Source organism: Bacillus sp. 491mf (assembly GCF_900112415.1).
Taxonomy (GTDB): Bacteria; Bacillota; Bacilli; order Bacillales; family Bacillaceae_G; genus Bacillus_A.
In genome coordinates this window covers 72,866-99,583 of record NZ_FOLV01000015.1, presented here as the reverse complement: position 1 = coordinate 99,583, position 26,718 = coordinate 72,866, and the positions used below count along the sequence as shown (strand labels likewise).

22 protein-coding genes and 4 pseudogenes are annotated in these 26,718 nt (G+C 35.2%); 9 read left to right on the top strand and 17 right to left on the bottom strand.

Annotation, left to right across the window (positions count from 1 at the left end):
- Positions 1–120: 120 nt before the first annotated feature.
- A pseudogene (locus tag BM211_RS27570) lies at positions 121–216 on the top strand (FMN-binding negative transcriptional regulator); the annotation flags it as partial.
- Positions 217–520: 304 nt separating this feature from the next.
- Here BM211_RS27570 and BM211_RS27195 read toward each other — a convergent pair.
- Positions 521–628, bottom strand: a pseudogene (locus BM211_RS27195) (hypothetical protein); the annotation flags it as partial.
- Between the two features lie 155 nt (positions 629–783).
- Here BM211_RS27195 and BM211_RS15305 point away from each other — a divergent pair.
- A complete protein-coding gene (locus BM211_RS15305; protein ID WP_090998410.1) occupies positions 784–1,257 on the top strand; it encodes a hypothetical protein in 474 nt (157 codons plus the stop codon).
- A gap of 180 nt (positions 1,258–1,437) precedes the next feature.
- On the opposite strand, the gene BM211_RS15300 is transcribed toward BM211_RS15305, so the two are convergent.
- Both BM211_RS15300 and BM211_RS15295 read right to left on the bottom strand, forming a co-directional pair.
- Entirely contained in the window at positions 1,438–1,986 is a 549-nt protein-coding gene (locus BM211_RS15300) for a GNAT family N-acetyltransferase (protein WP_090998408.1), read from the bottom strand.
- A gap of 285 nt (positions 1,987–2,271) precedes the next feature.
- On the bottom strand, positions 2,272–2,646 hold the full coding sequence (locus BM211_RS15295) for a hypothetical protein (protein ID WP_256217125.1): 375 nt from the start codon (positions 2,644–2,646) through the stop codon (positions 2,272–2,274).
- A 321-nt stretch (positions 2,647–2,967) separates the two neighbouring features.
- Here BM211_RS15295 and BM211_RS15290 point away from each other — a divergent pair, with 321 nt between their 5' ends.
- Entirely contained in the window at positions 2,968–3,513 is a 546-nt protein-coding gene (locus BM211_RS15290; RefSeq protein ID WP_177206944.1) for a 2'-5' RNA ligase family protein, read from the top strand.
- 571 nt (positions 3,514–4,084) lie between these two features.
- Here BM211_RS15290 and BM211_RS15285 read toward each other — a convergent pair.
- Positions 4,085–4,942, bottom strand: a complete 858-nt coding sequence (locus BM211_RS15285; protein ID WP_090998404.1) for a LysR family transcriptional regulator — start codon at positions 4,940–4,942, stop codon at positions 4,085–4,087.
- 110 nt (positions 4,943–5,052) lie between these two features.
- On the opposite strand from BM211_RS15285, the gene BM211_RS15280 reads away from it, so the two are divergent.
- Positions 5,053–6,300 (top strand): MFS transporter, encoded by a 1,248-nt coding sequence (locus BM211_RS15280; RefSeq protein ID WP_090998402.1) that lies wholly within the window; start codon positions 5,053–5,055, stop codon positions 6,298–6,300.
- A 138-nt stretch (positions 6,301–6,438) separates the two neighbouring features.
- Here BM211_RS15280 and BM211_RS15275 read toward each other — a convergent pair whose 3' ends face one another.
- The 6 genes from BM211_RS15275 to BM211_RS15250 all read right to left on the bottom strand — a co-directional run bounded on the left by BM211_RS15275 (position 6,439) and on the right by BM211_RS15250 (position 11,633).
- On the bottom strand, positions 6,439–6,813 hold the full coding sequence (locus BM211_RS15275; protein WP_090998401.1) for a hypothetical protein: 375 nt from the start codon (positions 6,811–6,813) through the stop codon (positions 6,439–6,441).
- A 231-nt stretch (positions 6,814–7,044) separates the two neighbouring features.
- Entirely contained in the window at positions 7,045–7,623 is a 579-nt protein-coding gene (locus tag BM211_RS15270) for a cysteine hydrolase family protein (RefSeq protein ID WP_090998399.1), read from the bottom strand.
- 161 nt (positions 7,624–7,784) lie between these two features.
- On the bottom strand, positions 7,785–8,585 hold the full coding sequence (locus BM211_RS15265) for an ABC transporter permease (RefSeq protein ID WP_090998397.1): 801 nt from the start codon (positions 8,583–8,585) through the stop codon (positions 7,785–7,787).
- Positions 8,586–8,590: 5 nt separating this feature from the next.
- Positions 8,591–9,379, bottom strand: a complete 789-nt coding sequence (locus tag BM211_RS15260) for an ABC transporter permease (RefSeq protein WP_090998395.1) — start codon at positions 9,377–9,379, stop codon at positions 8,591–8,593.
- A complete protein-coding gene (locus tag BM211_RS15255) occupies positions 9,354–10,382 on the bottom strand; it encodes an ABC transporter ATP-binding protein (RefSeq protein WP_090998393.1) in 1,029 nt (342 codons plus the stop codon). Before BM211_RS15255 ends, BM211_RS15260 begins: the two co-directional genes overlap by 26 nt.
- Before the next feature lie 798 nt (positions 10,383–11,180).
- Positions 11,181–11,633 (bottom strand): hypothetical protein, encoded by a 453-nt coding sequence (locus tag BM211_RS15250; RefSeq protein ID WP_177206943.1) that lies wholly within the window; start codon positions 11,631–11,633, stop codon positions 11,181–11,183.
- Positions 11,634–11,755: 122 nt separating this feature from the next.
- Between BM211_RS15250 and BM211_RS15245 the strand changes: the two genes are divergently transcribed.
- Both BM211_RS15245 and BM211_RS15240 read left to right on the top strand, forming a co-directional pair.
- Positions 11,756–11,932, top strand: coding sequence for a hypothetical protein (locus tag BM211_RS15245; protein ID WP_218160812.1), 177 nt, complete (start codon positions 11,756–11,758; stop codon positions 11,930–11,932).
- A 257-nt stretch (positions 11,933–12,189) separates the two neighbouring features.
- Positions 12,190–13,557, top strand: coding sequence for an Nramp family divalent metal transporter (locus BM211_RS15240; RefSeq protein WP_090998391.1), 1,368 nt, complete (start codon positions 12,190–12,192; stop codon positions 13,555–13,557).
- Between the two features lie 57 nt (positions 13,558–13,614).
- On the opposite strand, the gene BM211_RS26780 is transcribed toward BM211_RS15240, so the two are convergent.
- The 3 genes and pseudogenes from BM211_RS26780 to BM211_RS15230 form a co-directional block, all read right to left on the bottom strand.
- Entirely contained in the window at positions 13,615–13,905 is a 291-nt protein-coding gene (locus BM211_RS26780) for a hypothetical protein (protein WP_218160811.1), read from the bottom strand.
- Positions 13,895–15,097, bottom strand: a pseudogene (locus BM211_RS27565) (GH25 family lysozyme); the annotation flags it as partial. The pseudogene BM211_RS27565 and the gene BM211_RS26780, both read right to left, overlap by 11 nt.
- A 135-nt stretch (positions 15,098–15,232) precedes the next feature.
- Positions 15,233–16,705 (bottom strand): annotated as a pseudogene (locus BM211_RS15230) (GW domain-containing glycosaminoglycan-binding protein); the annotation flags it as partial.
- A 958-nt stretch (positions 16,706–17,663) separates the two neighbouring features.
- Here BM211_RS15230 and BM211_RS15225 point away from each other — a divergent pair.
- Positions 17,664–18,242, top strand: coding sequence for a DUF2087 domain-containing protein (locus tag BM211_RS15225; RefSeq protein WP_035432692.1), 579 nt, complete (start codon positions 17,664–17,666; stop codon positions 18,240–18,242).
- An 83-nt stretch (positions 18,243–18,325) separates the two neighbouring features.
- The gene (locus BM211_RS15220; protein ID WP_035432695.1) at positions 18,326–19,531 is read left to right on the top strand and encodes an MFS transporter; all 1,206 of its coding nucleotides are present in this window, start codon (positions 18,326–18,328) and stop codon (positions 19,529–19,531) included.
- 25 nt (positions 19,532–19,556) lie between these two features.
- On the opposite strand, the gene BM211_RS15215 is transcribed toward BM211_RS15220, so the two are convergent.
- On the bottom strand, positions 19,557–21,749 hold the full coding sequence (locus BM211_RS15215) for a transglycosylase domain-containing protein (protein ID WP_090998388.1): 2,193 nt from the start codon (positions 21,747–21,749) through the stop codon (positions 19,557–19,559).
- Positions 21,750–22,280: 531 nt separating this feature from the next.
- Between BM211_RS15215 and BM211_RS26775 the strand changes: the two genes are divergently transcribed.
- Entirely contained in the window at positions 22,281–22,514 is a 234-nt protein-coding gene (locus BM211_RS26775) for a DUF3947 family protein (RefSeq protein ID WP_081904856.1), read from the top strand.
- A gap of 279 nt (positions 22,515–22,793) precedes the next feature.
- Here BM211_RS26775 and BM211_RS27185 read toward each other — a convergent pair whose 3' ends face one another.
- The 3 genes from BM211_RS27185 to BM211_RS15200 all read right to left on the bottom strand — a co-directional run bounded on the left by BM211_RS27185 (position 22,794) and on the right by BM211_RS15200 (position 26,717).
- A complete protein-coding gene (locus BM211_RS27185) occupies positions 22,794–22,925 on the bottom strand; it encodes a hypothetical protein (RefSeq protein ID WP_256217123.1) in 132 nt (43 codons plus the stop codon).
- A gap of 187 nt (positions 22,926–23,112) precedes the next feature.
- Positions 23,113–24,507, bottom strand: coding sequence for a PepSY-associated TM helix domain-containing protein (locus BM211_RS15205; protein ID WP_090998386.1), 1,395 nt, complete (start codon positions 24,505–24,507; stop codon positions 23,113–23,115).
- 344 nt (positions 24,508–24,851) lie between these two features.
- Positions 24,852–26,717: an FtsX-like permease family protein gene (locus BM211_RS15200; protein WP_035432703.1), complete on the bottom strand. Its 1,866-nt coding sequence runs from the start codon at positions 26,715–26,717 to the stop codon at positions 24,852–24,854.
- Between the last annotated feature and the right edge of the window lies 1 nt (position 26,718).

Sequence of the window (26,718 nt, the reverse complement as noted above, 5' to 3'; positions counted from 1 at the left end):
TACTCTAAGCGTTTTTTCTTTACGTTTAACTATCAGTATAAATTATCCATTTTAATAAAATATAATTATTAAAATGAAATCTTAGGAACCCTCACTGGAGAACCTTCGAATATTAGTTATGTACCAACATGGAACTATGGTAAAGCCAGCATTTTGAACGTGGGAGAGTTAAAATTTGATTTTACAATATTGCTACAAAAATACGAAAAACTCCGGAAGCAATACTCATTGCCATTCGGCCAATCTTATAAAGTGAAACTTTAATCAGTGGGGGTTTTCTTCATCCCCCACTGATTATTAGTTGAACCAATCGGGCTTTTACGGGCAGTTTATCTCCCACCTAACTTCTTAAGAAAAGTGGAAGCGGCTCGCTCAGAATCGCAGGACGTTGGCGCCCCTGACAGAGAGGCGTTTTTTGCCTCGTCCGAGGGGGCGAAACGACCGGAGATTCTAGCCGCTGGAGCTGGACAATGCTTTCGCCGAATTTTGAGGTGGGAGTATTACTGCCCGTTAATGCGGGATCAACAAGGATTCCTGTAACGAGTGACGGAAGATACATTGAACCTACATGAAATCCAATGACAAGACCCACTTCACTTAAGCCATGACCATGGTGTTTCATATTCAATAGCATTTCTATTCATATCGTATACAAGAAAACCATACAGACTACTCCCCTTTTACACAACCAGTGCTATCGGAAGTAGATAGCACTGGTTGCATATTACCTTCTATTTAAAGAAATAGTAATAAGATAAAATCCTGTATTTTGGAGGTTAAAATATGCGAAAGATAACTGCTATTCTTTTTTGTATATTGTTTTTTATATTCAGTAGCAATATATTAGCGGAAGCTTCCTCGTTTAGTGATCTGCCTATATCAAAGTCATCTGAACATTGGCACTTGAAAATTGATAAAGCTAACAATGACCCAAGGCTTTCAAAACCAAAGCCAGGCGTAGTAAACACATATAGTCTAGATGTGAAGAACCTAGGAAAAGATGTTTATAATTTAGATGTAGATATATACAGTAACTTTAACGATTCCAAGACTTTGCGGGGAAATATAGACGCGCTTGAGACTGAGAGAACAGTCACCACTAATGAGTGTCATTTTCTTAATTTTCCTGTGTCAGTAAAAGCAAAAGGTATTACGGTTATTGTTACATGGCAAGAGGAACTACCAAAGACGCTAGAAAATGGTCAAAAAATACAAGCAAGAAAATACAAACAAATATTTGTGTTCGATCAAAAATAAATGACAAAAAGAGGTGCAATTTGCACCCCTTTTCTTTACAACCCCTACACATCACATTAAAGATATGACACCTTACCATTTTTTAATACTAAGCTCTGTTAAACTACAATGTTGATTTTTGAGAAATACAAAAGGAAACCCAGTTCTGAAGGATTTCCTTTTGTCATCATACTACCAATCTTATTGTGGATTCAAAACGTTGTATTCTGTCTTTAAAAGTCCATAAACGTCAACGTCTTCATATGTATCTAATAAAAGTCTATTCTGTCTCAATGTTCCTTCTTTGCGTAAGCCAGACTTCTCTAACACCTTGATTGATGATCTGTTTCTAGAAATGGCAGATGCCCAAATTTTGTTTAGACCTAGTTCGATAAAGCCAAAATGAATCATTCTGTTTACAGCTTCGGTTGCAAAACCTTTCCCCCAATAGTCCTGACCAATCCAATAGCCAAGCTCACCTCTATTGTTGACCTTGTCAATTCTTAGAGTAATTGTACCTACAATTTCTCTTGATTCTTTAGAAACGATTCCTAAAGGGTATTCGACTCCTCGCCTTATAAGTTCTGGTTGCATATCAACCCAATCTTTTGCGAACTTCAATTCATATGGGTGTGGAAGCCCAAGAATATCTGCTAATTTCTTGTCATTAGCCAATTCTTTGATTCTGAATGCGTCATCATTGGTAAAAGGTTCTATACATAGACGCTCAGATTCTAATTTTATAGCCATATTTTCTCCCCCTTGTACTGAAATCAATTAGCGCCCCTTATTTTCAAGATTATACCAAAAAGATTACAAAAAGGCTTCAAAAATTAACAATATCCTTTAACAGAGCCTAATACTAAACGCGCAAACTCTTCACTTTAACATTCATACGTCTTTAATTGCACTCAAAATTCATTTTTATAAGTTAGTTTTATAAAATGAATTTACATATAAATAAACGCTGTTTTCACAAATATTGTAGTCAAAAAAGTAGCGAAATGCGTTGACCGCACTTTGCTACTCTTTATACTATTCCCTCAAACCAGCTCCAACAACTTTCCCTGACTCCTCATCTACAAGTTGGATAATGTCTCCCAATAAACTACTCTTTGTAGAACGGAACACAACCTGTGTCACTTCTTTCCCCTCAAAAGAACGGTCTTTTAAAGCGAATCCATTTGTATCTGCAACCGCTTTACTCACTTGGGCATCTTTCCATCCACCAATCACTTCTTTTTTCTGCGAATCAGAAAGTGAGTTCCAAGCGATTTCCCGTACATCTTTCGTTGTTTCTGTTGCTCCTGTTTTGTCGCCTGTTTGCTTATCTGTCGTTTGACATCCGCCTACTAATAGTAGTGAGGAAAAAGCAACCACTGAGAGAATTATAGCCTTCAGTTGTTTCAAAATGATTCATCTCCTGTTCTATTCATTTATTATCATTTTCGACATTTGATTGTATATCCTTTATTTTCATTCGTAACATAAATGAGTAATCCTCTGTTCATAGGCATCTGAACTTCAACTCACAGCTAGCTCTACCCAATTCTTATATACTTTATAATGAGGCAGGTATGTCAAAATTAGACGTTATCATCACAACTATATATACCAGGAAATTTATATTTTTTCAATTTTTCGTTAAAATAATTATAGAAAATAAGATTAGGAGATGATAACTTTTATTTAAGTACAAATATTTTTATTCACTAAAAAAGGAGAATTCATATGCAATACTTTATTGGGATTGTGCCTCCAGACGAATATAAAGAGAAAATAATTAAAGTTCAACAACGATGGGAAAATAATTTACTTGTCGATGTTGTTGAGCCACACATTACGGTAAAAGCTCAAGGTGGCTTAACTGCTGATTTAGAATGGATTGAAAAATTGAAAAAGGTTTGTGCAAGTTTTTCTGTGTTCAATATCTCCCTAAATCAACCTATGTTTTTTGGAGAAAGTGTTCTATTCTTGAGTGTTACTTCAGAAAAAATTTTTGAATTACATCAAAAGATTGTTAATGCCATTTCTCCTGATAATGAGTTGATTAAAAAATATATGGAACTAGATAATTATGTACCTCATTTAACAATGGGACAAACACATTGGGGGTTATCTAGTAAAGAATTAAAAACCATGGCTAAAATTACTGAAAAAGAGCTCAGTCCTTATCCTACATTTGAAGTGAATTTCATACGAATATATCAAGAAATTGAAACAAACAAATATGTAAAATATCTAGATATTCCGCTTAAAAAGCATACTCAAATGTAAAGTCTTATCCGCTGTCAATTCATTTAATAAGACTTTGAAAGAATAGTAAAACGCTTGAATAATTATCCAAGCGTTTTCAGAGTGCTGTAAGATGCTTACATGATAAATAAGTACAATTTCTTATTTTTCCTCATAACAAGTATTATGTTACTTTGTATCGGATGCTTAATCGTAAATAATTCCTCACAAAAAAACAAAAAGAAACAATTAACAGATATACAGAATGCCAATTACCTCGTTTCTTATACGGATACATGTAAGCCCCAAACTACACAAATCCGCATCAAAACTATATTTACCTAATGTATTAATCCTCTGTGCAGAATCGACTATATAAAGTATGAACTATTTTCTTCATGATAATGAAGAAGCTGCAATCATTGTATATTGCTACTGACTGTGTATACCAAATTTTAATACAATTCCCCATATCTTAAGTACAATAGATTATTTTATGCTTTTAATGAAGACGACCATTTACGGTGAAGCTTATAATTTCATTCATAGACAACCTTGAAGACCCCTATCCTATATGCCGCCGCTAAAACAAGCCTCAATAATCACAATTAAGTTACACAGTTTTTTCTTTAATCATCTCAACAAATTTCTGAAGAGCAGCCGAAAAAAGCACGTCTTTTCTCATAATAAAATAAGTTGGTACTTTGGAATATTTCTCAGGGAGAGCAGTCAAAGTTAAAGATTGCTCATGGTCTTTCAAAATTGATTTGACCATGACAGCAATGCCCATTCCGGCCTTCACACAACCGATGATTGCTTCAATCGTACCAAATTCTAATACACGCTTTGGATAGATACCTTCTTCTTTTAACCACTTTCCTACCATATTTCGATAGTGGCAGCCGTTCCCAAAAGCTAACATAGTGACTTTATCAAGCTCTTGAAAAGTATGTAAAGGTTGATGACTAATAATCGTTAGTTCTTCCTCACAAAACAAAATGGAAGTTAAATCTGGATGATGAACATCTTCAACAATAAAAGCTCCTTCTAGTTTACGTTCGAGTACAAGTTGTGTTAGCTCAGTGCTTGTATTGGTTTCTAACACTAATTCAACCTCAGGATTATTTTCATGATAGCTTTTCAGAAGTGGCGGTAATCGGACTGCAGCTGTAGAGTTGGTAGATCCAATCTTCAATGTGCCTAGAGGTGTTGAGTGATTACTCTGTACCAATCTAATCGATTGCTCAGTTAAGTCTAGTATTTTCCTAGCATATGTTAACAAAATCTCGCCATTAGAATTTAAAGTAACTCCCTTTCCGTTACGGTAAAATAGAGGGACTCCCAACTCATCTTCTAGCTGTTTAATTTTCATAGTTACATTTGATTGAACATAGTTTAGTGATTTTGCTGCTTTCGATATACTTCCTTCTTCGGCTACTTTTTTAAATACAGTCAAATCTTTAATATCCATATAACTCACCTCTTGAGATATCATTTTTTTTGATATCTTTTATCTTTATTCTTCATTTTACATGATGTCTTTCTATTCATACAATTAGAACAAGAGGAGGCTATGATAAAATGCAACGACAAAAAACTAAAAATGGTTCCACTAGCTCTTACAAATGGATTATTTTATTGATTGCAACTATTTCACAAACATTTGCTACTTTTGTTACGTACGGGATTGGCCCTTTAGCTTCTTTATGGCAGCAAGTACATCACCTATCTCAGTTTCAAACCGGGTTACTTGTGTCAGCTGTAAATATTGGGCCGATCTTCTCAATGCTGTTTTTTGGAAACTTAATGGATCGATATGGTGAAAGATGGATTGTAGGAGGAGGTTCTATTTTACTTGGAGCAAGTATATTGTTTGCCTATCCAGTCACGAATTACACATATTTATTTGTTATATTACTATTTGTAGGAATCTGGTATGGAACGGCACAACCTGGAGGTAGTAAGGCTATTGTAAAGTGGTTTCCTCCTGAGCATAGAGGACTTGCGATGGGAATTCGCCAAACTGGAATTCCCATCGGAGGTGCTTTAGCTTCTAGTACACTTCCTTTCTTTTTTTATAAATATGGCCTTCCTTCTGTAATCCTTGTGCAAGCAATTGTAGCTATTAGCGGGGGCTTATTGTTCATCCTATTTTATCGTGAGGAGCGTTCTAGCATTCAAAAAACAGAAACGGTTTCCTTCCTTACAAAGTTAAAGAAGATACAAAGAAATGATTCTCTCTATCCTATCTTTTTAATTGGAATAACAATGATGTCCTTACAAATGGTGCTCGTTTCTCACCTAATGAGTTATCTTACAAATGAAGTTCATACAAATCTTCATCATGCTGGAATATTATTAAGTGTAGTATTGCTAGGTGGAATGTTTGGGAGGATCCTTCTAGCATGGGCTAGTGATAACATATTTAAAGGAAATCGCGTTATTCCATTACAAATTACTATCGGTATCACTGTCTTATTGCTTCTTTGCACGAGCTATGTCATGACCTATATGACTTTTTGGTTACTCATAATCTTCTGCTTCTGCCTTGGTTTCTTCGCTATCGGGTGGTTTAGTTTATTTATCGTTTTCGTATCAGAGAAATCAGATCCGCAATTTATTGGTTTAACTGTGAGTTTTGCTTTAACATTAAATCAATTTGCTATTGTACTTGCACCTGCGTTGTTTGGTATACTTGTTGACTATCTACATAGTTATACTGCTCCGTTTAGTATACTAGCTCTTCTCATTGCTTTGAGTGGAATATGGTTAAGCATTATCGAATATCGTAACAAACAATTACGTACTCGAAATTTCTTATCTGTTTAATAACTTTAGAAGAGCGTTTTTCATTCCAAACTAACAAATACTCCTTTTGTTTTAACTAGTAAACATGATTACTTAACAAAGTATTTGAGTAAAAAATAAGTGTAGAAAAAGAACTGTACGCATTTCCTTTTTCTACACTTATTTTTCCCGATAGGCTGAACAATGTTCGTCAGAAATGCGATAATTTTCCTTACCTGATAAAGCTGCAACTTCCACTAATTTATGACCCAGTCTATCCCATACGGCAACTGTATTCAATGAAACCCATTCAATATTCCCTCGTGCAAGCCGAAAGGAAAGATAATGATTATCCGTTGTTACTAAGATTTCTTTGTAGATAATCTGTTTGTTTTTACGATTTTGAATGACCAAAGCAATATCTAACTTTTCTCCTTCCTTAGGTATCTGAATAAGCCGTGCTACAAACATTCCATTGGGATTCTTCTTCGTCTTATAAATTTTTTCATTTCTGGTCTTCCCCTCATACTCTCGTCCTCCTCCCTTATTCCTAATCAGTAATGATACTTTATTATTAAACTAAAATTTGAAGAAGTTTATAAAAAACGTGGGAAATTATTCATGACAGAAAGAAAAAATGTGGTTGTTGAACATAAAGAAAAAGAACACATATTATAAAGGTTTAATATGCGTTCTAAGTCTAGTCTCTTTTGTTTTATGGCATATAAATTCTTTGCAAATCTTACATATCATTCGATAACAACGTGATGCTATCCCTATAAAAAATTATTTTAAGATCTCTATCTCCGTAATTCCCATCATCTCGTTAGTTGTAAGAATGGTAGCAAATTCCTCATGCAATGTAGCCAATGAAATAGCATGAATTTCTTCTGCACTGTAGTATATATCATTTGGCCCTTTCATTCCAAATGCAGCTGTGGCATCTGAAATAAGATATGTATCAAATCCTAAATTACCACTCATTCTTGTAGTAGTTGAAACGCAATGAGGCGTTGTTAACCCAACAATAACAACCTTTTCAATACCGTTCGTACGTAAGTACTCTTCTAAATTCGTCCCTATAAACGCACTATTTACTTTCTTTTGAATAACAACTTCACCCTCAATTGGCTTTACAATATCTTTAAATTCTGAACCTTCATGACTAGGATGCATGATAGAATGAATATTATCTGATAAATGTTGAATATGGATAATTGGGTATTTCTTTTTTCTCCATATTTTTAATAAACTTTCAATATTTTGTTCTGCTTCTAAATTATTTCGTACACCCCATTTTTCATGATTAAATGCTTTCTGAACATCAATAATTACTAATGCCGCATTATCTAATTTATTTAACATGTATTTCCCCCTGCCCTTAGAATGACTATATCTAATCATTAAATCCTTTTTTAGTCCTTTAATCCCATCCATTCATTGTTTCAGTCTTTATTCCAAACTACCAATTTCTTTTTGAATCTTTTTAGGTAACTTTTGAAGGACTAGCTCATAGGAATGAATAATTAACTTCCTGTACTAGTAAATGCACTCAATCCAAATTTCCAAAAACAATAAGCTATAAAACATAGTATTATCGCAACGAGTGGTGTACATAAAGAAACCCATTTATATCCCTTATCGAAGAAATAAGCCGCTGGATAAAAGGACGTAAAACTATAAGGAATAATAAACGTTAAAATAAATGCGATCACTTTATTATAAATGGTAATCGGATATCGCGAAAAGTCACTTAAACTGAATACTGCTGATACAACAGGGAGACTATCTGTCATCCAAAAAGAAAATGTTATAAAAAATAAATTTAATGCAACAAAGATCATACCGCTTGATAAAATCATTATAATAAGTATCAGTACATTTCCAAACGAAATAGCAATATCTAAATTACTAATAGAATAATAAAGAACCACTCCCCCTATTAATAGTTGTCCTATTCCATCTTGTTGAACACGCTCTGCTATAATTTGGAACAGCGGATTAATTGGGCGAATAAGCAAACGGTCTAAATTTCCTGTCCGAATGTATTGCCATCCAATCGTCCATAAATTATCGAAGAAAATGTGATGGATTGCCCTTCCTGCAAAAGCAATTCCGTAGATTAAGAGAATTTGATAAAAATTCCATCCTTTTAAAGTTTCAATATGATCAAATACCACTTTTATAAAAAAGATAGCGGCAAATTGTTGAATGAAAACTGAAGAAATTCCTATTAAAAAGTCTACTTTATATTCCATCATCACTTTTAAGTGCTGCTTAAAATAGACAATGTATAAGAATGAGTATCGTTTAAGAGTTTGCAACAATTCACTCACCCCCCAAATATTGTGATTTTTCGGATTGCTAAAGTCCATAAGAATCTAACAAGTACCGTAATCACGATTAACCATATGAATTGTGTCGCAATTGCCATATAAGCTTGGGTACCTGATATAGAACCTGTATAAATAGAAACAGGGATATAGACCATAGACTGAAAAGGTAAAAACATACTCATTTCTTGAAACCATTGCGGATATAGCGATAATGGGACGAGTGCACCTGAACAAAATTGAATAACTGACTCTCGCAGAAGGCGTAGTCCCCATATATTAACAGTCCAAAAAGCTAATATACCGATAATAAGATCTAATTGCGTTCCAATTAAAATACCTAAAACTACACTTACCGTAAATAATAGAAAAGACTCTAATGATCGCGGTAGTTGAATCCCTACAAACCAAACGGCAAACAGTAACATAGGAAACGTTGTACGCATAGAATTAGAAATTTTTTGCCCTACATCCATCGCTACAAGTTTATCTAATAAGTGATATGGCTTCATCAGTTCCAATGCTATATCACCTTGTTTAATCATTCTAGCTAAGTTATTCCCTACTCCAGATACATATTGTTCTAACAACAAAGCAATAACCATATAAGTTAGCATGTTAGATAGTGAAAGTGCTCCAACAGTCTCTTTATTCTCATATACAGCAGTCCAAAAATAATACAACGTACATAATTTAACGATAATTGCAAATGTACCTGCCCAATACCACGCTGCATATGAGGTATCTAGCTTTATCTGCACTTTAAGCATTTCCCAATATTTCCTCAAAGGATTCCTCACCTCCATGCTGATAAAGATCTTTAATAATTGTCTCTAATTTAGGGTTAGAAATTGTCAAATCTAATATTTTATTGTGCCTTGCAAGTTCTGAAAGCACAAATTCCGATGAAACATACTTTGTATGAAAGCTTAACTCTACATGGGATTTACTTTCTGCTGCATTCTTCTGTACGACTATGTAATTTTGTAGTGATACAGGAATCTCAAACTTTGTGTACTCTTCTAATTCTAAAGATAGAATGCGGTTATAAGAAAAACGATCTTTAAGATCTTGTAAGTCCCCATCATAAATAATAGACCCTTTATCAATAATAATAATCCGCTGGCAAAGTTCTTCTATATCCTGCATATCATGAGTAGTTAATACAACTGTTGCATCCAATTTCTTATTCATTTCCTTAATAAAACTACGTATTTTTTCCTTTACATCAATATCTAAACCAATTGTAGGTTCATCTAGAAACACAACAGAAGGTTGATGAAGAAAAGCAGCAGCCAACTCACAACGCATTTTTTGTCCGAGTGATAGCTGACGAACAGGTAATGGCATTAAAGTTCCGAGATCCAGTACTTCTTCAAATAAATGTAACATTTCCTGATATTTTGTTTCTGGAATCTCATAAACATGTTTTAATAGTTCGAAAGACTCTCGCACCGGTATATCCCAAGCAAGTTGTGTACGTTGGCCAAAAACAGCTCCTATATTTTTAGCGTTTTCCTGTCTATCTTTGTATGGAATAATTCCATTTACCTTAATTTCACCTGTATCTGGAGTTAAGATTCCACACAGCATCTTAATAGTGGTTGACTTTCCAGCACCGTTGAATCCGATATATCCAACCATTTCTCCTTTTTCAACAGAAAAAGAAATCGGTTGCACTGCCTGCTTATCATAATATTTACGTTTAATCAAAGCTTTTATTGCACCCATTAGACCCGCTTTTCTCTCTAATATCTTATAGCTTTTCGTAACATTTTTTACTTCAATCATTTATAAATCCCCTACTTCCCCTTTACAAATATTAGCCGTTACACAGCTAAAGTATGATAGCAATCAAATCAATTCCTTCATCCTATTACACCTGCCTCCTATAAAATAGAGATTCATTGTAAATGATAATCTAGCACCCTCATACGAAAGCGTTTGCATAAATAGAAACTAGTATAATTTTACAGTAGCATTTAAATATTATCAATAGATTTAAGTGTATCGAAACGAACCACACGCAAAAACATTTTCCCCTTGACTTAATATCTTTACTATAACCTTTCAAACCTCTTCCCCATAATTAAGATTTTCTATTTCAAATAGAAATTGTCTTCCCGCCTTCAGTCCCCTCTAAATATCGGCTTACTGCTCGTACTTCTCCTTTTGAAGAAAATTTATCCATAAAAAATGCACCCAAGTTGTTAGACCTTATCTAACAATTGGGGTGCACTTCAACAGTAAATCGGCTTATTTTATGTCGGAAATTACTTAGCATATAAGACCCTCATTTTGTCGGCAAGACCTCATACCCATCAACTTAAGATTTTGAAGTGCACTCAAAACGAAATTTTTTCACGCTACATTTATTTATGATAATTAAGTTTACTATTTTCATTTTGGAGTATTTTTATTTGTTAGCTGGTGATGGGGCGGAACCCAATATGGACTATTTGGGGTTATTGTACTATCTCTTCTTTATGTTGAGTAAAAAAGAAGATAAAAATAATTAAAGAAAGACCTAGAAGAAAGATTCCATTTTCAGATGGCTTAAAAGTAGGAAGATCGGTTAAAGCCATGTCATCATTCCTTTGTAAGTGTTTTTAATAAATTAGGATTAACATCAAAATGTTTGGACACAACCTTTTGAAAGAAAGTATAATCTCTTTTCAAGTAAGGAAGAGTGGGTTCAAGTTTAGGAACACCAAAAATAGGTCCACTAACATTAATGGTAAATCTGCCTGGTGCAATAAAGCTACCCGTAACACCAATTTCATCATTAAGTAATAAAACAGCGAGGATAACATCTATTACATCAATAATCACATTCGTAGTTTGTTTCTCAAATTTACCTTCGACTCGACTTTCCCCTGTTAATGGTCCTCCTAATGAAACGCGAAACCCTCCTGGTGTCACAAAAACTCCTATAATGGTGATTTGTCCAGTTAACAATAGTGCGCCTGTCACAATATTGAGATCGCGCTGGATAGACCGTATGACTTGTATATCTTTTGTAATTTCAACGTTTTTTTCCACTATTGTCACACCCTCTAGATACATATTATTCTGAGCGATGTTAAATGTGAGTAAGGATAAGTATGAAATATAGGGTATTTCTTGTATAAAAGGAGAAAAATTAAAATCGAAGAAATTTCAAAATGACGAAAAAACTGTTTACTGAAAAAGAAGTTCAAGATCTATCAAAGAATCCGTACGTAAAATCTGTGAGCGCGAAAGAAATTACTTATACAGATGAATTTAATCGTATTTTTATAAAAAAAATTCATCTCTTATTTAAGAATCCACTCTCGGAATTTCACCAGTTAGAAGAATAAATATTGCTGCTCAACATTTGCTTTCTATGTTATCTGTTAGCAAGTACAAATAATTCATAGCAAAATAATCATATTTATACTCACCTATTTTCTTGCTTTTGCATAAAATTTAATCACACATCATAATTTTAAACCAGGCTAAAAAAGTTGGTCTAGGTAAACTATTAAAGCAGGACACTACATTTTTGACATAAGAAAAAATCCAACCCTATTTTAGGTTTAAAAAATATAACAAATTAAAAGGAGGAGGATACGTCATGGACGAATTAGAAACAGTCAAATCGCAAAATGCGGTTGCCGTGCCACACCAGGAAGGTTGGCGACAACAGAACAGTGATCCTAGTTTACGAGAAGTGTACAAAAGTATGAGGATACCGAAGAAGGGAAATTCTCTGCGAAAGCTTCTTGCATTTATGGGGCCAGGTTATCTTGTTGCAGTAGGATATATGGATCCTGGAAACTGGGCTACATCACTAGCTGGAGGATCTGCTTATAACTACACGTTATTATCTGTCATTTTGATTTCTAACTTTATGGCTATTATTTTGCAGGCATTATCTGCAAAGTTGGGGATTGTAACAGGAAGAGACTTAGCACAAGCATGTCGAGATCATTTCAGTAAGCCTGTATCGCTTGTTTTATGGGTACTATGTGAATTGGCTATTGCAGCTTGTGATTTAGCAGAAGTAATAGGTGCCGCAATCGCATTAAATCTTTTATTTCACATTCCTCTTGTATGGGGTGTATGCATTACTTCGTTTGATATCTTACTAATCCTTTTATTGCAAAATAAAGGATTTCGTTATATTGAAGTGATTGTCATAAGTTTAATCGCTACAATTTCTGTTTGTTTTGGTGTAGAACTCTTTATGTCGCAACCACAACTAAGTGAAATTGCAAAAGGCTTTATTCCAAGTAAAGAGATTATTCAAAATCCACAAATGCTGTTTATTGCACTTGGAATTTTAGGAGCTACAGTTATGCCACATAATTTGTATTTACATTCTTCTATCGTACAAACGAGAAATTACGAAGAAACGTCTAAAGGGAAACGAGAAGCGATTAAGTTTTCAGTGATTGACTCTACTATCGCCTTAATGTTGGCTTTATTTGTAAATGCATCAATTTTAATATTAGCCGCATCCACTTTTTATAAAACAGGGCATACCGAAGTAGCAGAAATCCAAGATGCCTATCAATTGTTAAATCCGATTCTTGGAAGCGGAATTGCGAGCGTATTATTTGCAGTTGCTTTATTAGCCTCAGGACAAAATTCTACGTTAACAGGAACGTTAGCTGGGCAAATTGTAATGGAAGGTTTTTTAAATATTCGCTTACGCCCATGGATTCGCCGCTTAATTACGCGTTTAATCGCAATTATACCTGCGGTCATTGTAACACTACTATATGGAGAAAAAGGAACCACGGATCTATTAGTATTAAGCCAGGTTATCCTATCTCTTCAACTTTCATTTGCAGTAATTCCACTAGTTATGTTTACTAGTGACAAAAAGAAAATGGGTGAATTTACAAACTCACTTTGGACAAAAGGAATCGCTTGGTTTATTGCTATTGTTATCGCTATTTTAAATGCATATCTGCTTTTTACTACATTTTCAGGATGAAAGTATTCTAAATATATATTGTATTTCCTCAATTAATCCAAGCTATATATATCCAGTTTAATTTTTCGACATATAAGTCACTTCTATGCAAAATACAACATTACCACTACTCGCTTTTTCTTTTTTTTTAAACCTTGCATGTGGCAAAAATAGGCCCTGACCGCTTCTATGCATGGCCAGATGCTCTCGCCAACCTAAAAGAAAAAGGGTTTTATATCGTTTTTTTAGTTTGTATGTATATATAGAAAAAACTCCTGTTTGACCAGGAGTTTTTTCTACTATTCTTCTTTTTTGTTCTTGTTTCTCCTTGATTATACAGGCAAGAAATCCGTTATGGTCTAAGTCCATCTAATGAAGTAGTAACGTTAATATCAACCGCTCCTTCTACTCCATTTACACTCCCGCTTTCTGTATATTGCCAAGAATTCCAGTTATTCCAATCACCATATGTAGTTGGAGTAGTAGAGTTATATCTAGAAATCCAAAGAGGTACATCGCCAAGTCCGGATAAATTAAAACCATTTATATACCAAGGCCCTGTATAAAGCATAACGCGTTTTCCTGTTGTCTGCTGCACATAATCAATAAAAGTACGCGCCCATCTTGTCACATACGGCCCTGTTATATTACCTGTTGGACTAGATGGTGATTCCAGATCAAGGACAGGCATTAAATCCGTATGATATCGATTCAATACATCCACAAAATGTTTTGCTTCCACAATCGGGTCACCTGATTCTGGACGAGCAAAGTGATATGCTCCAACTAAAAGACCTGCTGCAGATGCATTTTGTACATATTGTGCATAGGTTGGATCTGTATATGAAACACCTTCAGTTGCTTTCATATAAGCAGCATTAATACCAGACTGCTTTACTTTATTCCAATCTATATTTCCTTCCCAGTGTGAAACGTCAATAAATGTATAAGACGGTTTCAGTGTTACTGTTACTTTACTATCTTCTGTACCTTGCATATATTCCACTTCGATCCAGTGAACATCACTATTTGAGTTATCTGTAATATCAATTTTCAATGCTTTTTCATTGTAACCATGATATCCCCATGCATCTACAACTCTTTTTCCATCTACATATACACGAATTCCATCATCCGCTCCTGTATACAGAAGGTACTGACCAGCTTTCAGATGCTTAGCTGTAACATAGCGTGCTGAGAAATGGGTTCCTGATACACCTCTAGCCGGTGAGCCTTCAAATCCATTATCATCTTGCAAGCCGCCATTTGCTGCTTGTGAAAGAGTCTTAGCTGCAACCGGATATCCAGAAAGAGATTCATTCGGATAGTAATAGGCAAGCCAACTATCAAATGGTACTACATCTGAAAATACAGCTGCTTGTCCACCATCTTGATAATATTGTGTGTGAATACTATGAGAACCTGCTGCTACGTTTGGTAATACGGCACGATTCGTTTCACCAGCAGCTGCCGACCAGCGATTAATAACTACATTATCATCAATCGAAACCTTTATGCCATCATCTGCAAACGACTGAACGAAGTAATCTCCTCCAGACAATTGCTTATTCTGAACAAAATCAGCTTGGAACTGTTGCGAAGGAAAACTAGCAGGACCTCCTGATCCCCAGTTATAATGAACTTCACCGTTTGGATCCAGCTGAGTATAGACAGTTTTCGAAGATAGTACCTTCGCATCAACCCAGCCTAAAATACGATTGTCTTGCTTAATTTTGTTCCAGGTGGTAGAACCTTTTGTAAGACTTTGTACAACTTGCACCATTTGATATTTGTAATCATTTGTAGACCCTACGAACTTCGCTCCATATTCCCCATACGGTACTGTCCATATACCATCACCGTTCGTCGATGGTTGTATAACTGCTGCTCGATTCTCATCTTTAATATTAGTTATATCTGTAAGCGACTTTCCGCTATCAAGCCAGCCTAATATCTTACCGTCTTTCGCTACTTGATACCATGTAACATTTCCTATTGTTGCAGTCTTCACAACTTGAAACGTTTGATAAGCATAATCATTTGTACTTTGTACATATTTTGCGCCAGGAAGGCCGTACGGTACTGTCCATATGCCATTGCCATTCGTACTTCCAATAGTAACCGAAAAGTTCGCCGGCTTAGCTATCCCTGTATTGTCTATTGCATAACTGCTAATCCAGCCAATAGCTTGACCATCTAGACTAAATTTATACCATTGTACACCTTGATATGTAACGCTCCCGATTAACTGCATATCTCGAAAAGCATATTGATTAGAAGATCCTAAATATTTTGCACCTGAAAGGCCATATGGCATGCTCCATATACCATTGTCATTTGTCGCCCCCATAACAGCCGCCTGATTTATAGCTTGCAGATTCGTCAAGCTACTTAACGCACGACCATCAAGCCAGCCAATGACTTGATTGTTCACGCTACATTGATACCATGTAACATTTCCAATCGTTGCTTTCTGAATCACCTTTACATCTTTTCCTACATAATTATTAGTGGAATTGATATAGTTTGCGCCATTTAGACCATATGGAATAGACCAAACTCCGTCACCAGATGTAGAGACAATAAACTGATTCTGATTAACATTCGTTGTAATATATAGGGCTTTACTATCAACCCATCCTGCATCTTTTCCATCTACTTGCAGATGATACCAAAGTACATTCCCACTCTGCGCACTACCAATAACATGAACGACCATACCACTATATTTCGTAGCGTCTCCAAGGTAACTAGCTCCTTGTAAACCATATGGTACTGTCCATATCCCATTACCATTCATGTTATTTTTAATCAAGCCATCGCAATTTAACGGAGTTTGATTAACATTCGCTGTAATATTTAGGACTTTACTATCAACCCATCCTGCATCTTTTCCATCTACTTGCAGATGATACCAAAGCGTATTCCCAATCTGTACACTACCAATAACATGAACGACCATACCACTATATTTGGTAACGTCTCCAAGGTAACTAGCCCCTTGTAAACCATATGGTACTGTCCATATACCATTACCATTCATGTTACTTTTAATCGAGCCATCGAGATTTACCGATTGTTCATTTGCAACTGTACTAGCTGCCAAAGCAGTGTTCGGACTTCCAACAATTACTGTCTGAGCACCACAAACCGTAATCGCAGTACACACAGATAGCCAAACTTTCTTCACTTCTAGACACCCTCTCCTTAAATTGTAATAATCTTGTAGCTGGAAGAGGTCTATTTTTATGTAATCTTTTAATATATGTTTCAATAAATAAGATCCCTAACAATTATGTCCCTCTCTACTACCTTTACATATTACTATTTTTATAGAAATTTTAATATAGTATTTTTGATAAGTATTTCGAAATATATTTAACATAAACACTCATCAAAAAACTTTATATGGAAACGTTCATTCATGTTTCACACAAACGAACGATACCTTCTAATACACAATATTTCATTATCCTAATATACATTTTATCATTTTCATATATTATGTACTTGCATTTTCTTTAGCGACTATTAATGTATTTCGCTATTTATAGATTGTAATCTCCTACTTCATGATTTAAGGAAAATTGTCCATAGCTAATACAAATGCATATCTGCAAACAAATCAAGAAATTCAATTACAAAAATGATAAAACCTTCAAAACTTTTGAGAGGCCACGAAGAAAAGTCTCTAGAATCATCACTAAATCTGCTAATGAAGAAATTAATCGTACAATAATGCATTTTAACATTTTCATATTCAATAACACAATACAATAATATATTTTACACTTTAATAGATTTAGAGTGAGTATCTTATACTAAGTATTCACTAATCCCCTCCTTCCCTATTTATAATATTCGAACCAACTAATCTTTTTGTGGGGGTAGTTTTTTGAAATCTTTCAATAAAACCGAAAAAACTTTGAAATATATAACTTCACGAAAGTAAATATACATTGCTTCTCACTTCCTAGTGATACAACAAATCCTTATGTGCTCAACTTAAACAGAGAAAAAAAATATCTCCCCACCGATATAAACACCTTCATCATTTCATTACTTGAATTACAAATCTAATTCGATTATAATCTAATTAGATAAACATTAAAGTAGGTGATTTCTAAATGCAATTAAACAAAATTGTTGAGTTTCATAAAGCATTAGGTGATCTTACACGTGTCCGGATTATTGCCTTGCTACAGCAAGGTCACTTGAGTGGACAAGAGATTGCCGGAAAGTTAGGACTTAAGCCCCCAACAATTACCCACCATATGACAAAGCTGCGAGATGTTGGACTGATAAAAGAACGTCGTGATAAAAATACGATCTATTTTTCTCTTAATACAAAAATATTGGAGATGAGTGCCAAGGCTATTTTTACTATAGGAACAGGAGGCGATTCAAATATGGAAATGTCGGTTACTGAAAAAGAACGTGCAGCTATTATTAATAATTTCTTCACAAAAGATGGGAAACTAAAAACCTATCCTGCACAGCGAAAGAAAAAACTTGTCGTACTCACACATATGATTAAAGGATTAGAATTTGGAAAAATTTATCCAGAGAAAGAAATGAATGAATATTTAAAGCAATTTCATGATGATTACGCGACATTAAGACGTGAACTCATTATGTGCCAATATATGTACCGAGAAAATAATCAATATGAGTTAAACCCTGTTGAGTTATGGTGGTTAAAATAATGGACGTTACTTGACGTCCTTATTTTTCAACTAATTAATTAGATAAATATGAAATTAGATATTTATAAAATAAGGAGATAGCCATGAATCTTTCTTTTATAAATGAAGAAAAAAAATATCGGAGGTTATTTTTTGCCGGCATCGTAAATGGTATTGGGGATCGCTTTAGTTCCGTAGCTGTGCTAGCAATGCTACTGCATCTAACAGGTTCAGGATTGGCTGTGGGAATGACTTTAGCAATCCGTCTCATCCCCTTTTTATTTTTCGGGCCAATAGGTGGGATGTTGGCTGATCGATTTTCAAGAAAAACAATATTAGTTGTAACAGACCTTATAAGGATTCCATTTGCCTTGTCCTTCCTATTTGTTCAAAGTAAAGAAGATATTTGGATCGTTTATTGCAGTTCATTTATTTTGGCAGCAGGAGAAGCTATATATGGACCAACAAGAAAATCAGCAATACCTAAGCTCATTAGTAAGAAACATCTTGTAAAAGTAAATAGTTTGGAACAAGTAATGCTAGGAATCGTTTTAATTATTGGAGCACTTTCAGGCGGAGTAGTTTCGTCTATTTTCGGACCTAATGTGACTTTTTGGTTAAATGCAGGATCATTTTTAGGGGCAGCCGCTATCAACTATACGATTCAGTTTCCAAGGAATGAAGATGTAAAAAAAGTAGAGAAGTCCGAAAATCTAATCTTCACCTTCAAAAAGGTAATTTTGATGTCTATTACGGTACAAATTCTTTTTTTCTGTGAAATATTAATAGCTTCTATAAATGGAATTGATAATGTTCTAATTAGCGTCTATGCGATTAACGAGTTTCATCTTGGTGATGTTGGTGTAGGTCTTTTTTATGGTGCATTAGGTATTGGCTTAATATTAAGCTTTTCTGTTGCAAATCAACTACGAAAAAATTTCCTTGTTATAGGTTTAGTATGTTTATTGCTTGAGGGAATATTTCAACTGTTATTAAGTCAAACACATTTAGTAATTTTTGCATTTCTTATGTTTTGCGGGATTACATTTATGTCCGGGATTGGTAATGCATGCTTTGATACCATTCTTATGAAGGAAGTTCCTGAACAACACCAAGGAGCCATATTTGGACTACTAGCAACAATCATAAATACCGTATTGGGAATATCTATGTTTATTTCTGGATCGGCATTGCAATTCCTTGCGCCACGTACCTTAGGTTTGATTGGAGGTATCGCCTATATCCTTATTGCCATTTCCCTAATTGTAACTATTTCAACGAAAGCATATCGAAAAAGAGGTACCATTTGAGAGGTACCTCTTTTCTGTACTTACCTTAGTCATGCTTATGTTTATGTTTATCTTTTTTATCTTGATTCTTTTTACCTTTGTCTTTTTTATCTTTATCCCCACCATGATCTGAGTCTTCATTATCATTTCCTTTCCTATCGCCCTGTTCCGGATTTTGAGCTCCCGGTAAAACAACTGCAGATGGGGCTACTGCTGGTGGAACAGCGTCAGGGCTAACCCCGTTAATATACAGCTCATTATTCATTGTGTATACGCTGCTCGGCTGTTGGAATCTGGATGTGTCTGTTCCAAATGCTTGAATCATTGCTTTAAAAATAAGTTGTGAGATTTTCGTTGTATCTCCAAGCATATAATTGCCTGGACCATTCTTCGCATAGCCAGTCCAAACAACCATCGTGTATTGTGATGTATAACCGGCAAACCAACTATCATTTGTCGCTTTAGAGGGATAGCCGAACTGACTAAGTGTCTTGTCGTCAAAGTTTGTTGTTCCCGTTTTCCCTGCAATATCAAGACCTGGTACATTAGCTGCTGTACCTGTTCCGTTAGAGGCATTCACTACACCACGAAGCATATCGGTAATCATATAAGCCGTATAGTCATGCATAACACGTTTACCATTCGACTTAAAGCTTATTTCTTTGCCGTCTGATAGAACAACTTTTGTAACAAAATGCGGTTTTGTATACACACCATCGTTTGCAAATGCACCATATGCTCCTGCCATTTCAAGAGGAGACACAAGGTTACTTCCAATTGCGTAAGACTCATAAACTTGATTATCAGGAAACGTAATTCCGAGTGATTGCGCAAACTCTTTTGCTTCATTCGAACCAACTTCCTGTAATGCTTTCAAAGCTGGTATATTACGTGATTCTACTAGAGCATTTCGTACAGACATAGGACCTTTATAATCCGTATAAGCATTTCGGATAGGTTTTCCATTTGAGTAATGATACGGTTCGTCCACAAGTTGATGGTATGTTGACCATTTTAAATGTTCAATTGCCGGACCATAATCAAAGATTGGTTTAAACGTCGAACCTGGTTGACGGTTTATATTAATAGCGAAATTATTCCCTCGGAATGTTGCTTTGTATTCATTGCGGCCACTTCCAATCGCACGTACTTCACCCGTTTTCGAATTCATAAACGTGAAAGCTGCCTGGAAACGGTCATTCGGATAACTCACAATATCTTGCGTATTCATGATTTTATCGGCATACTGCTGCGCTTTCGGATCGAGTGTCGTATAAATTCGAAGACCATCCGTACCGATATTGACATCTTTCAACTTGTCTTCAACTTCTTTTGTTGCAGCATCCAAAAACGCTTCGTAAGGCATACCTTCTTGATTGGCTTTCGGAACAAGCCCTTTCGTTACTGGAACTTTCATCGCATCTTGCATTTGTTGCTTCGTGATATATCCTTGTCTATTCATAGAAATTAAGACGAGGTTACGGCGCTTTGTCGCCGCTTCTTCGTTTTCCGGTTTGGACGGATCGTAGTTATTTGGACTTTGCGGTAGTCCTGCTAACATAGCAGCCTGTGGAAGGGTCAATTTTTTCAAATCATTCGCTTCAATACCGTAGTAATTTTTAGCTGCAGTAGCAACGCCGTAAGAGCGGTTTCCCAGGTTAATTTTATTCAAATATATTGTCAAAATATCGTGTTTAGAATATTTTCCCTCCAATTTATATGCCAAGTACCATTCCTGGATTTTTCGTTCTAGCGTTTTTTGAGAAGACAAAAATGAGTTTTTAATAACTTGCTGTGTAATGGTACTTCCACCCTGAGATCCGAAGTTCCCAGTCAAGTTTTCGAGAATTGCTTTACCAGTTCGTTTTATGTCTATACCATGGTGTTCATAAAAATGAGAATCTTCTGTAGCAATAAATGCATGTTCCAACACTTCTGGAACTTGATCATAAGTGACTTTTGTTCGTTTTTCCTTTCCATATTCATAGATAAATTTTCCGTCTTTATCATAAAACTTCGTGGATAGCGGATCCACCAATTTTGAGGCCTCTATTTGGGGAGCTTCCTTAATAATGGAAAAGAAAATAGCAACTCCTACTCCTACTAAACTGAGGCCAATCAGCAAACAGACAAGTAAGATTTTTTTCAACAATGATCCTTTTTCGAAGGACTTTCCGCTTCCTTTTTGTTTTTTCTTTAGCTGTTGTCGTTCTTCACGAGAACGATACGTTTCTGACATTATTCTTCTCACCTACGTTTGTTTAGTTTACTTATGAAAGTTAAAGACCATGTTAAGTAAGCCCCTTTTGTTAACTTACTACCTACTAAATTATGAGTATTATATTTGGCCTAGCACTTAGTTATCGCTTCCTTCTATTTATACTTATTTCGCAAGGAACCTTATTTTTAAGGGGGTCATAAGAGTTTTTTCAGAAAAACTCTTATAAATCCCCAAATAATGTAGTTTATCTCCTGGATAAAAAAGACGCTGAATATGTATTGAGGCTGCTGAAAAAGCACCTACTTTGAGCAAGTTACAGAGATTTTATCCATATACAAAAAATAAAAAACAGATAATCACCTAATACAGTAGGCAATTATCTGCTTTTTTCTTTTAATAGACTTTTCCAGTGTCCTCTATGTATGAAAAACCTTTACAAACAAATGAGAAAGGAGCATGTTTTTCAGTAAAATAAGCTCTTTGTTCCTTACATAGACATAACATATAAAAGGCAAATTCCACTACTATGAAGGAGCAAGATGACTGATTATGATAAACCCATACTTTAACAATACTAGGCAATCGGGCGCTGCTACCACATATAGTTCTGCCCAACAGACACTTCATGCCATTCACCAAGTGATGGCAACAGAACCTTTTTTTCTCCATAGCGCACATTATCCTGTTACACATCATTACGTTGTACCTCATCATATTATACATCATGTCATCTATCCAACTGACATTTCAATAATTCCGTTTGGCTCCACATACTATTTCTAAGAAAGGCCTTTTACTTTCCTTTTTCTTTATACAAATAAACTGAAGCTTCCATTAGTGGTGGCTTCATCCTAACCTAAAATTATATTTTTTATGCTCAATACTTATGTGATTAATGATGGTTTACATCTATAAAGGGCTCTCATGGAAAAAGTCATTTTATTTAGCTAACCATTTTATAAAAAATACCCATAAAAGATTAACCTTTACGGGCATTATAATTATAGTTCTATACTTAAATATATGCTATGTATCGTACTTTATATTAAAAGTCTTTATATATTACTTGTCGATATGACAAGGCGGCGTCGATGTTGATTTCGTCTCTTTTGTTTTATTGTGGTCTATATACAGGTATACACCAAGCATTACTAAAACACTCACTACTGTGTATGTAAAAATTTTCTTTTTCATATCTTTCTCCTTACTTTATCCCGCATTAACGGGCAGTAATACTCCCACCTCAAAATTCAGCGAAAACAAAGAAGTTAGGTGGGAGATAAACTGCCCGTAAAAGCCCGATTGGTTCAACTAATAATCAGTGGGGATGAAGAAAACCCCCACTGATTAAAGTTTCACTTTATCAATCATGTAATCTACATTAACCAAACCATTTTTTCAAAGTTGGCACTCTTTTTATTACCAGCCAATCAAGCGTCAAAGCCACAAGCAACGAAATACCTACTAGCGGGAACAAAATCCCCAGCATGATAATAAGTATTACTGCTCCTTTCATTAATTTAAAGTTCTTTGGTAAAGAAGGTGCACCTAACGTACCAGATGGCTTACGTTTCCACCACATCATGCAGCCTGTTACAACAGTTCCGATTAATACAAGACAAATTACAAGATCCAATAGTTGATTAACTAACCCGAAATAACGCCCTTCATGCAGCGCAATCCCAATAGAAATTGCTTTAGCTAATATTCCATAATCTGTAAATTGTAAATTCGCTAATACCTTTCCGCTGTACTGATCAATATGCAGCGTTGCTTCCCCTTTTGGATTGTCAGGTTTAACGGATAATGTGTACACCCCTTTTTCTCCTTTAGGGAATGTAATTGCGTATCCATCTTCTAATTGATTTTTTTCTGCTATTTTCATAATGTCTGCCACCATAAGAGGGGCTGTTTTATTTTCCTTAGATTCTGGAACTGGTAACTTTTCTGCTGCCCAAGGAACATCCGCTACCGCTTTAGATGGAACAGTAGACTGCGGCAAATTACCATCCCATAGTCCCGTCGGGTATCCTGTTTTTGTCGCCGTTGCGATTTTATTAATATAATCCCCCCATAATCCAGACCAAGGAAGTCCTGTCAGTATAAATAGAGAAATGAACAGTGAAAACCAAAACGCCGGAACAGAGTGTAAATCCCTTAGCATGGTCCTCTTTCCTTTAGAAAACCTTGGAATCAATGTACCAAAAATTGATTTTTTATTACGCGGCCACCACAAATATAAGCCGGTAATCAACAAAATCATGGCCCAGCAAGCAGCCATCTCTACAATCCGATCTCCCGCCTTGCCAATCATAAGCTCGCCATGCATCCGCTCCACTTGACTCATAAATCTCTCTTCTTTCTTTAAATCCCCTAAAATCTTTCCATCATGTGGATTTACGAATACCGTCATCGGAACTTTCTTATCTACGATTCCCACTTCTGCTGAACGATTTGACACAAAAGATGGCTTGTACTTTGTAACAGAAGCACCGGGATACGCTTTTTTGACTGCTTCTATTTGCTCTTCAGCAGTCAACTTTTCCTTTGTAGCCTGTACATAGTAATAATCTTTGTATATAATATTTTCAATTTGCGGTTTAAATAAATAGATAATACCTGTGATTGCTAATAAGATTACAAAAGGTGCAAAAATAATGCCAGCATAAAAATGCCAGCGCCATACAGCTCGATATAAAAATTGTGCTTTTGAACTGTCTACCCGAACTTCATGATCTTCAGTAGAATGATTTACTGTTTGTTGTTTTGCAAACATATTTCGTTTTCCCCCTAAATGTTACTCGTCCTTCCTTCTTTATAGAAACTTATAAGACTATAATTTCGATTCTTAATATATCGGATATGTGTGAACATTTTGTGAGGATTATTCAAACTTATTTACAATTTTTCTATAAAACTTCTGACTGCAAGATTTTTAGAGAAATACAAATTAAAAAACCGACATAAAAACCCTCTTTCTTTTTAGGCGGGAGGGAGCATCTGGCCATGCATAGAAGCGACTTATATGCCGAAAAATTAAAGTAGATTTATATACGTTCACTTTCAATAAGCACGAAAGACCTTACATACACAATCGTACATAAGGTCTTTCTCTCAGCATTATACTTTCGGCAATACCATACCTTTATACAATTGTACTGTTATCCAGTAATATGCAAGATAAATGAAGACAAATAAACTAATTGGCATCCAAATTTTCACATACGGATCAAGTAAAATGAATGAAAATAGATTCATGCCAACTAATACATGAGCAATTCCAACAATCCCAGGAAATAAGAAGATGAAGAATACTTCTTTATAGATGCTGCGAGAGAGCACTCCTTTTCGAACACCAATTTTTCGAAGCATGGCATAGCGGCGTTTATCTCTAGATGCTCCTGTTAAAATTTTAAACATAAGCGAACTAGCCATCATCGCAAGAAAAGAAGCGCCTAGAAAAAACCCCATAAACATTGTACCGCTCATAAAAGTATACATATACTGATACGTCGTCATTTTCGTTTGCATTGGTACTTCTTCCCCGATATTTTTTTGTGCAACTTCTTTTTGTCGTTGATCTATTTTTGTAAGAATCGGTTTATATTTTTGCAAATTATCAACGCGAATTAAAAGGAGTGAGTGCACTGTTCCTTGTACTTTTTCATAATTTTCTTTATCAGCGATGCGAAGCGGCTTTCCACCAAATTGATTGTAACTAATTTGAAATTCACGAACGAGTGCATCCTCCCATTGCCCAGGCATACTGGGATATTGCTGCGTTTCCGGCTTCTCAAGCGATGTGTATATTGGTTCAGGAAGTCCCTCACTTACGCGAACACGGATTGGCTCTTTACTTTTCTTTGCACTTCTGTGCTCCGAAATAAGCGGTGGCTGATTAAGTAAATCGTCACGTGAAAAGTAAACCGCTTCGTTATTTTCTTTATAAGGATATTTCTTTTCTTCTATAATATTCATTTGCTTTAATTCTTTTATCTCTTCTACATTTGGATCATGAATCGTCGCATCATACACTCGCGAAAATTCCGTTGTCATTCCAACATTTTTTTGAAACGCCATCCCAGCTGTCATCGCACCAGCACCTAGTGCAATCAACATAGAAACTGTCCCTAATATTCTCGATAAACTATTAATTCGAAAACGTAGCTGTGCAAGGGTAAAACTATTAAGTCCTGCTTCGTTTCTTTTTTTATTTCTTTTTAACATCGTAACAAATAAAGGCAATAATGAACCAAATATAAAATAAGTTCCAATTGTCGTACAAATTGTTGCAACTATAAGTCCCATTTCCTGCAATTTATTCACATGAATGATCGAGTAATATCCAATGCCTAACATCAAAATTCCAAGCACCGTAAAAACAGTAATACGAAGTTTACTTTTTTCTACCTCATCTTGTGTTTCATCTTCTCGTATAAGCTCTAATTCTGTTTTGCGCAGAAGACGAATGCTATTAATCATCCCTGTCACTGCAAAAAGAACAAAGAAGAACAGTAACGTTGCAATTAAAGCAGGAAAATAAAACGCATCGTATCCCTTCGCTGATACATCCATACCTTTTATAAGAATCTTCCCTACTACACTTGCTAATCCAATTCCTACTACATTTCCAATCAGTAAAGCAACCATTCCAAGCCCCACTGTTTCGATAAAAAGCAGCTGTGCAACCTTTTTCTTTTTTGCACCAAGCATCATATACATTCCTAATTCTTTTCGGCGCAGTGTAAGCAAAAATGAATTTGCATAAAGAATGTAAAATAAGGTAATGAACGAAAGTAACACAGAACCAATCCCAAAGACAATACGAATGCTGCTAATAATACTATTTCCTTTCGTAAATTCAGTATTTAAAGCCATCGTTTGAAACATATAAAAAACACTTATACTAACGATAAGACCAATTAACAAAACAAGATAATCTTTCATCATCTTTCGTATACTATGTATCGATAATTTCAGTAACATG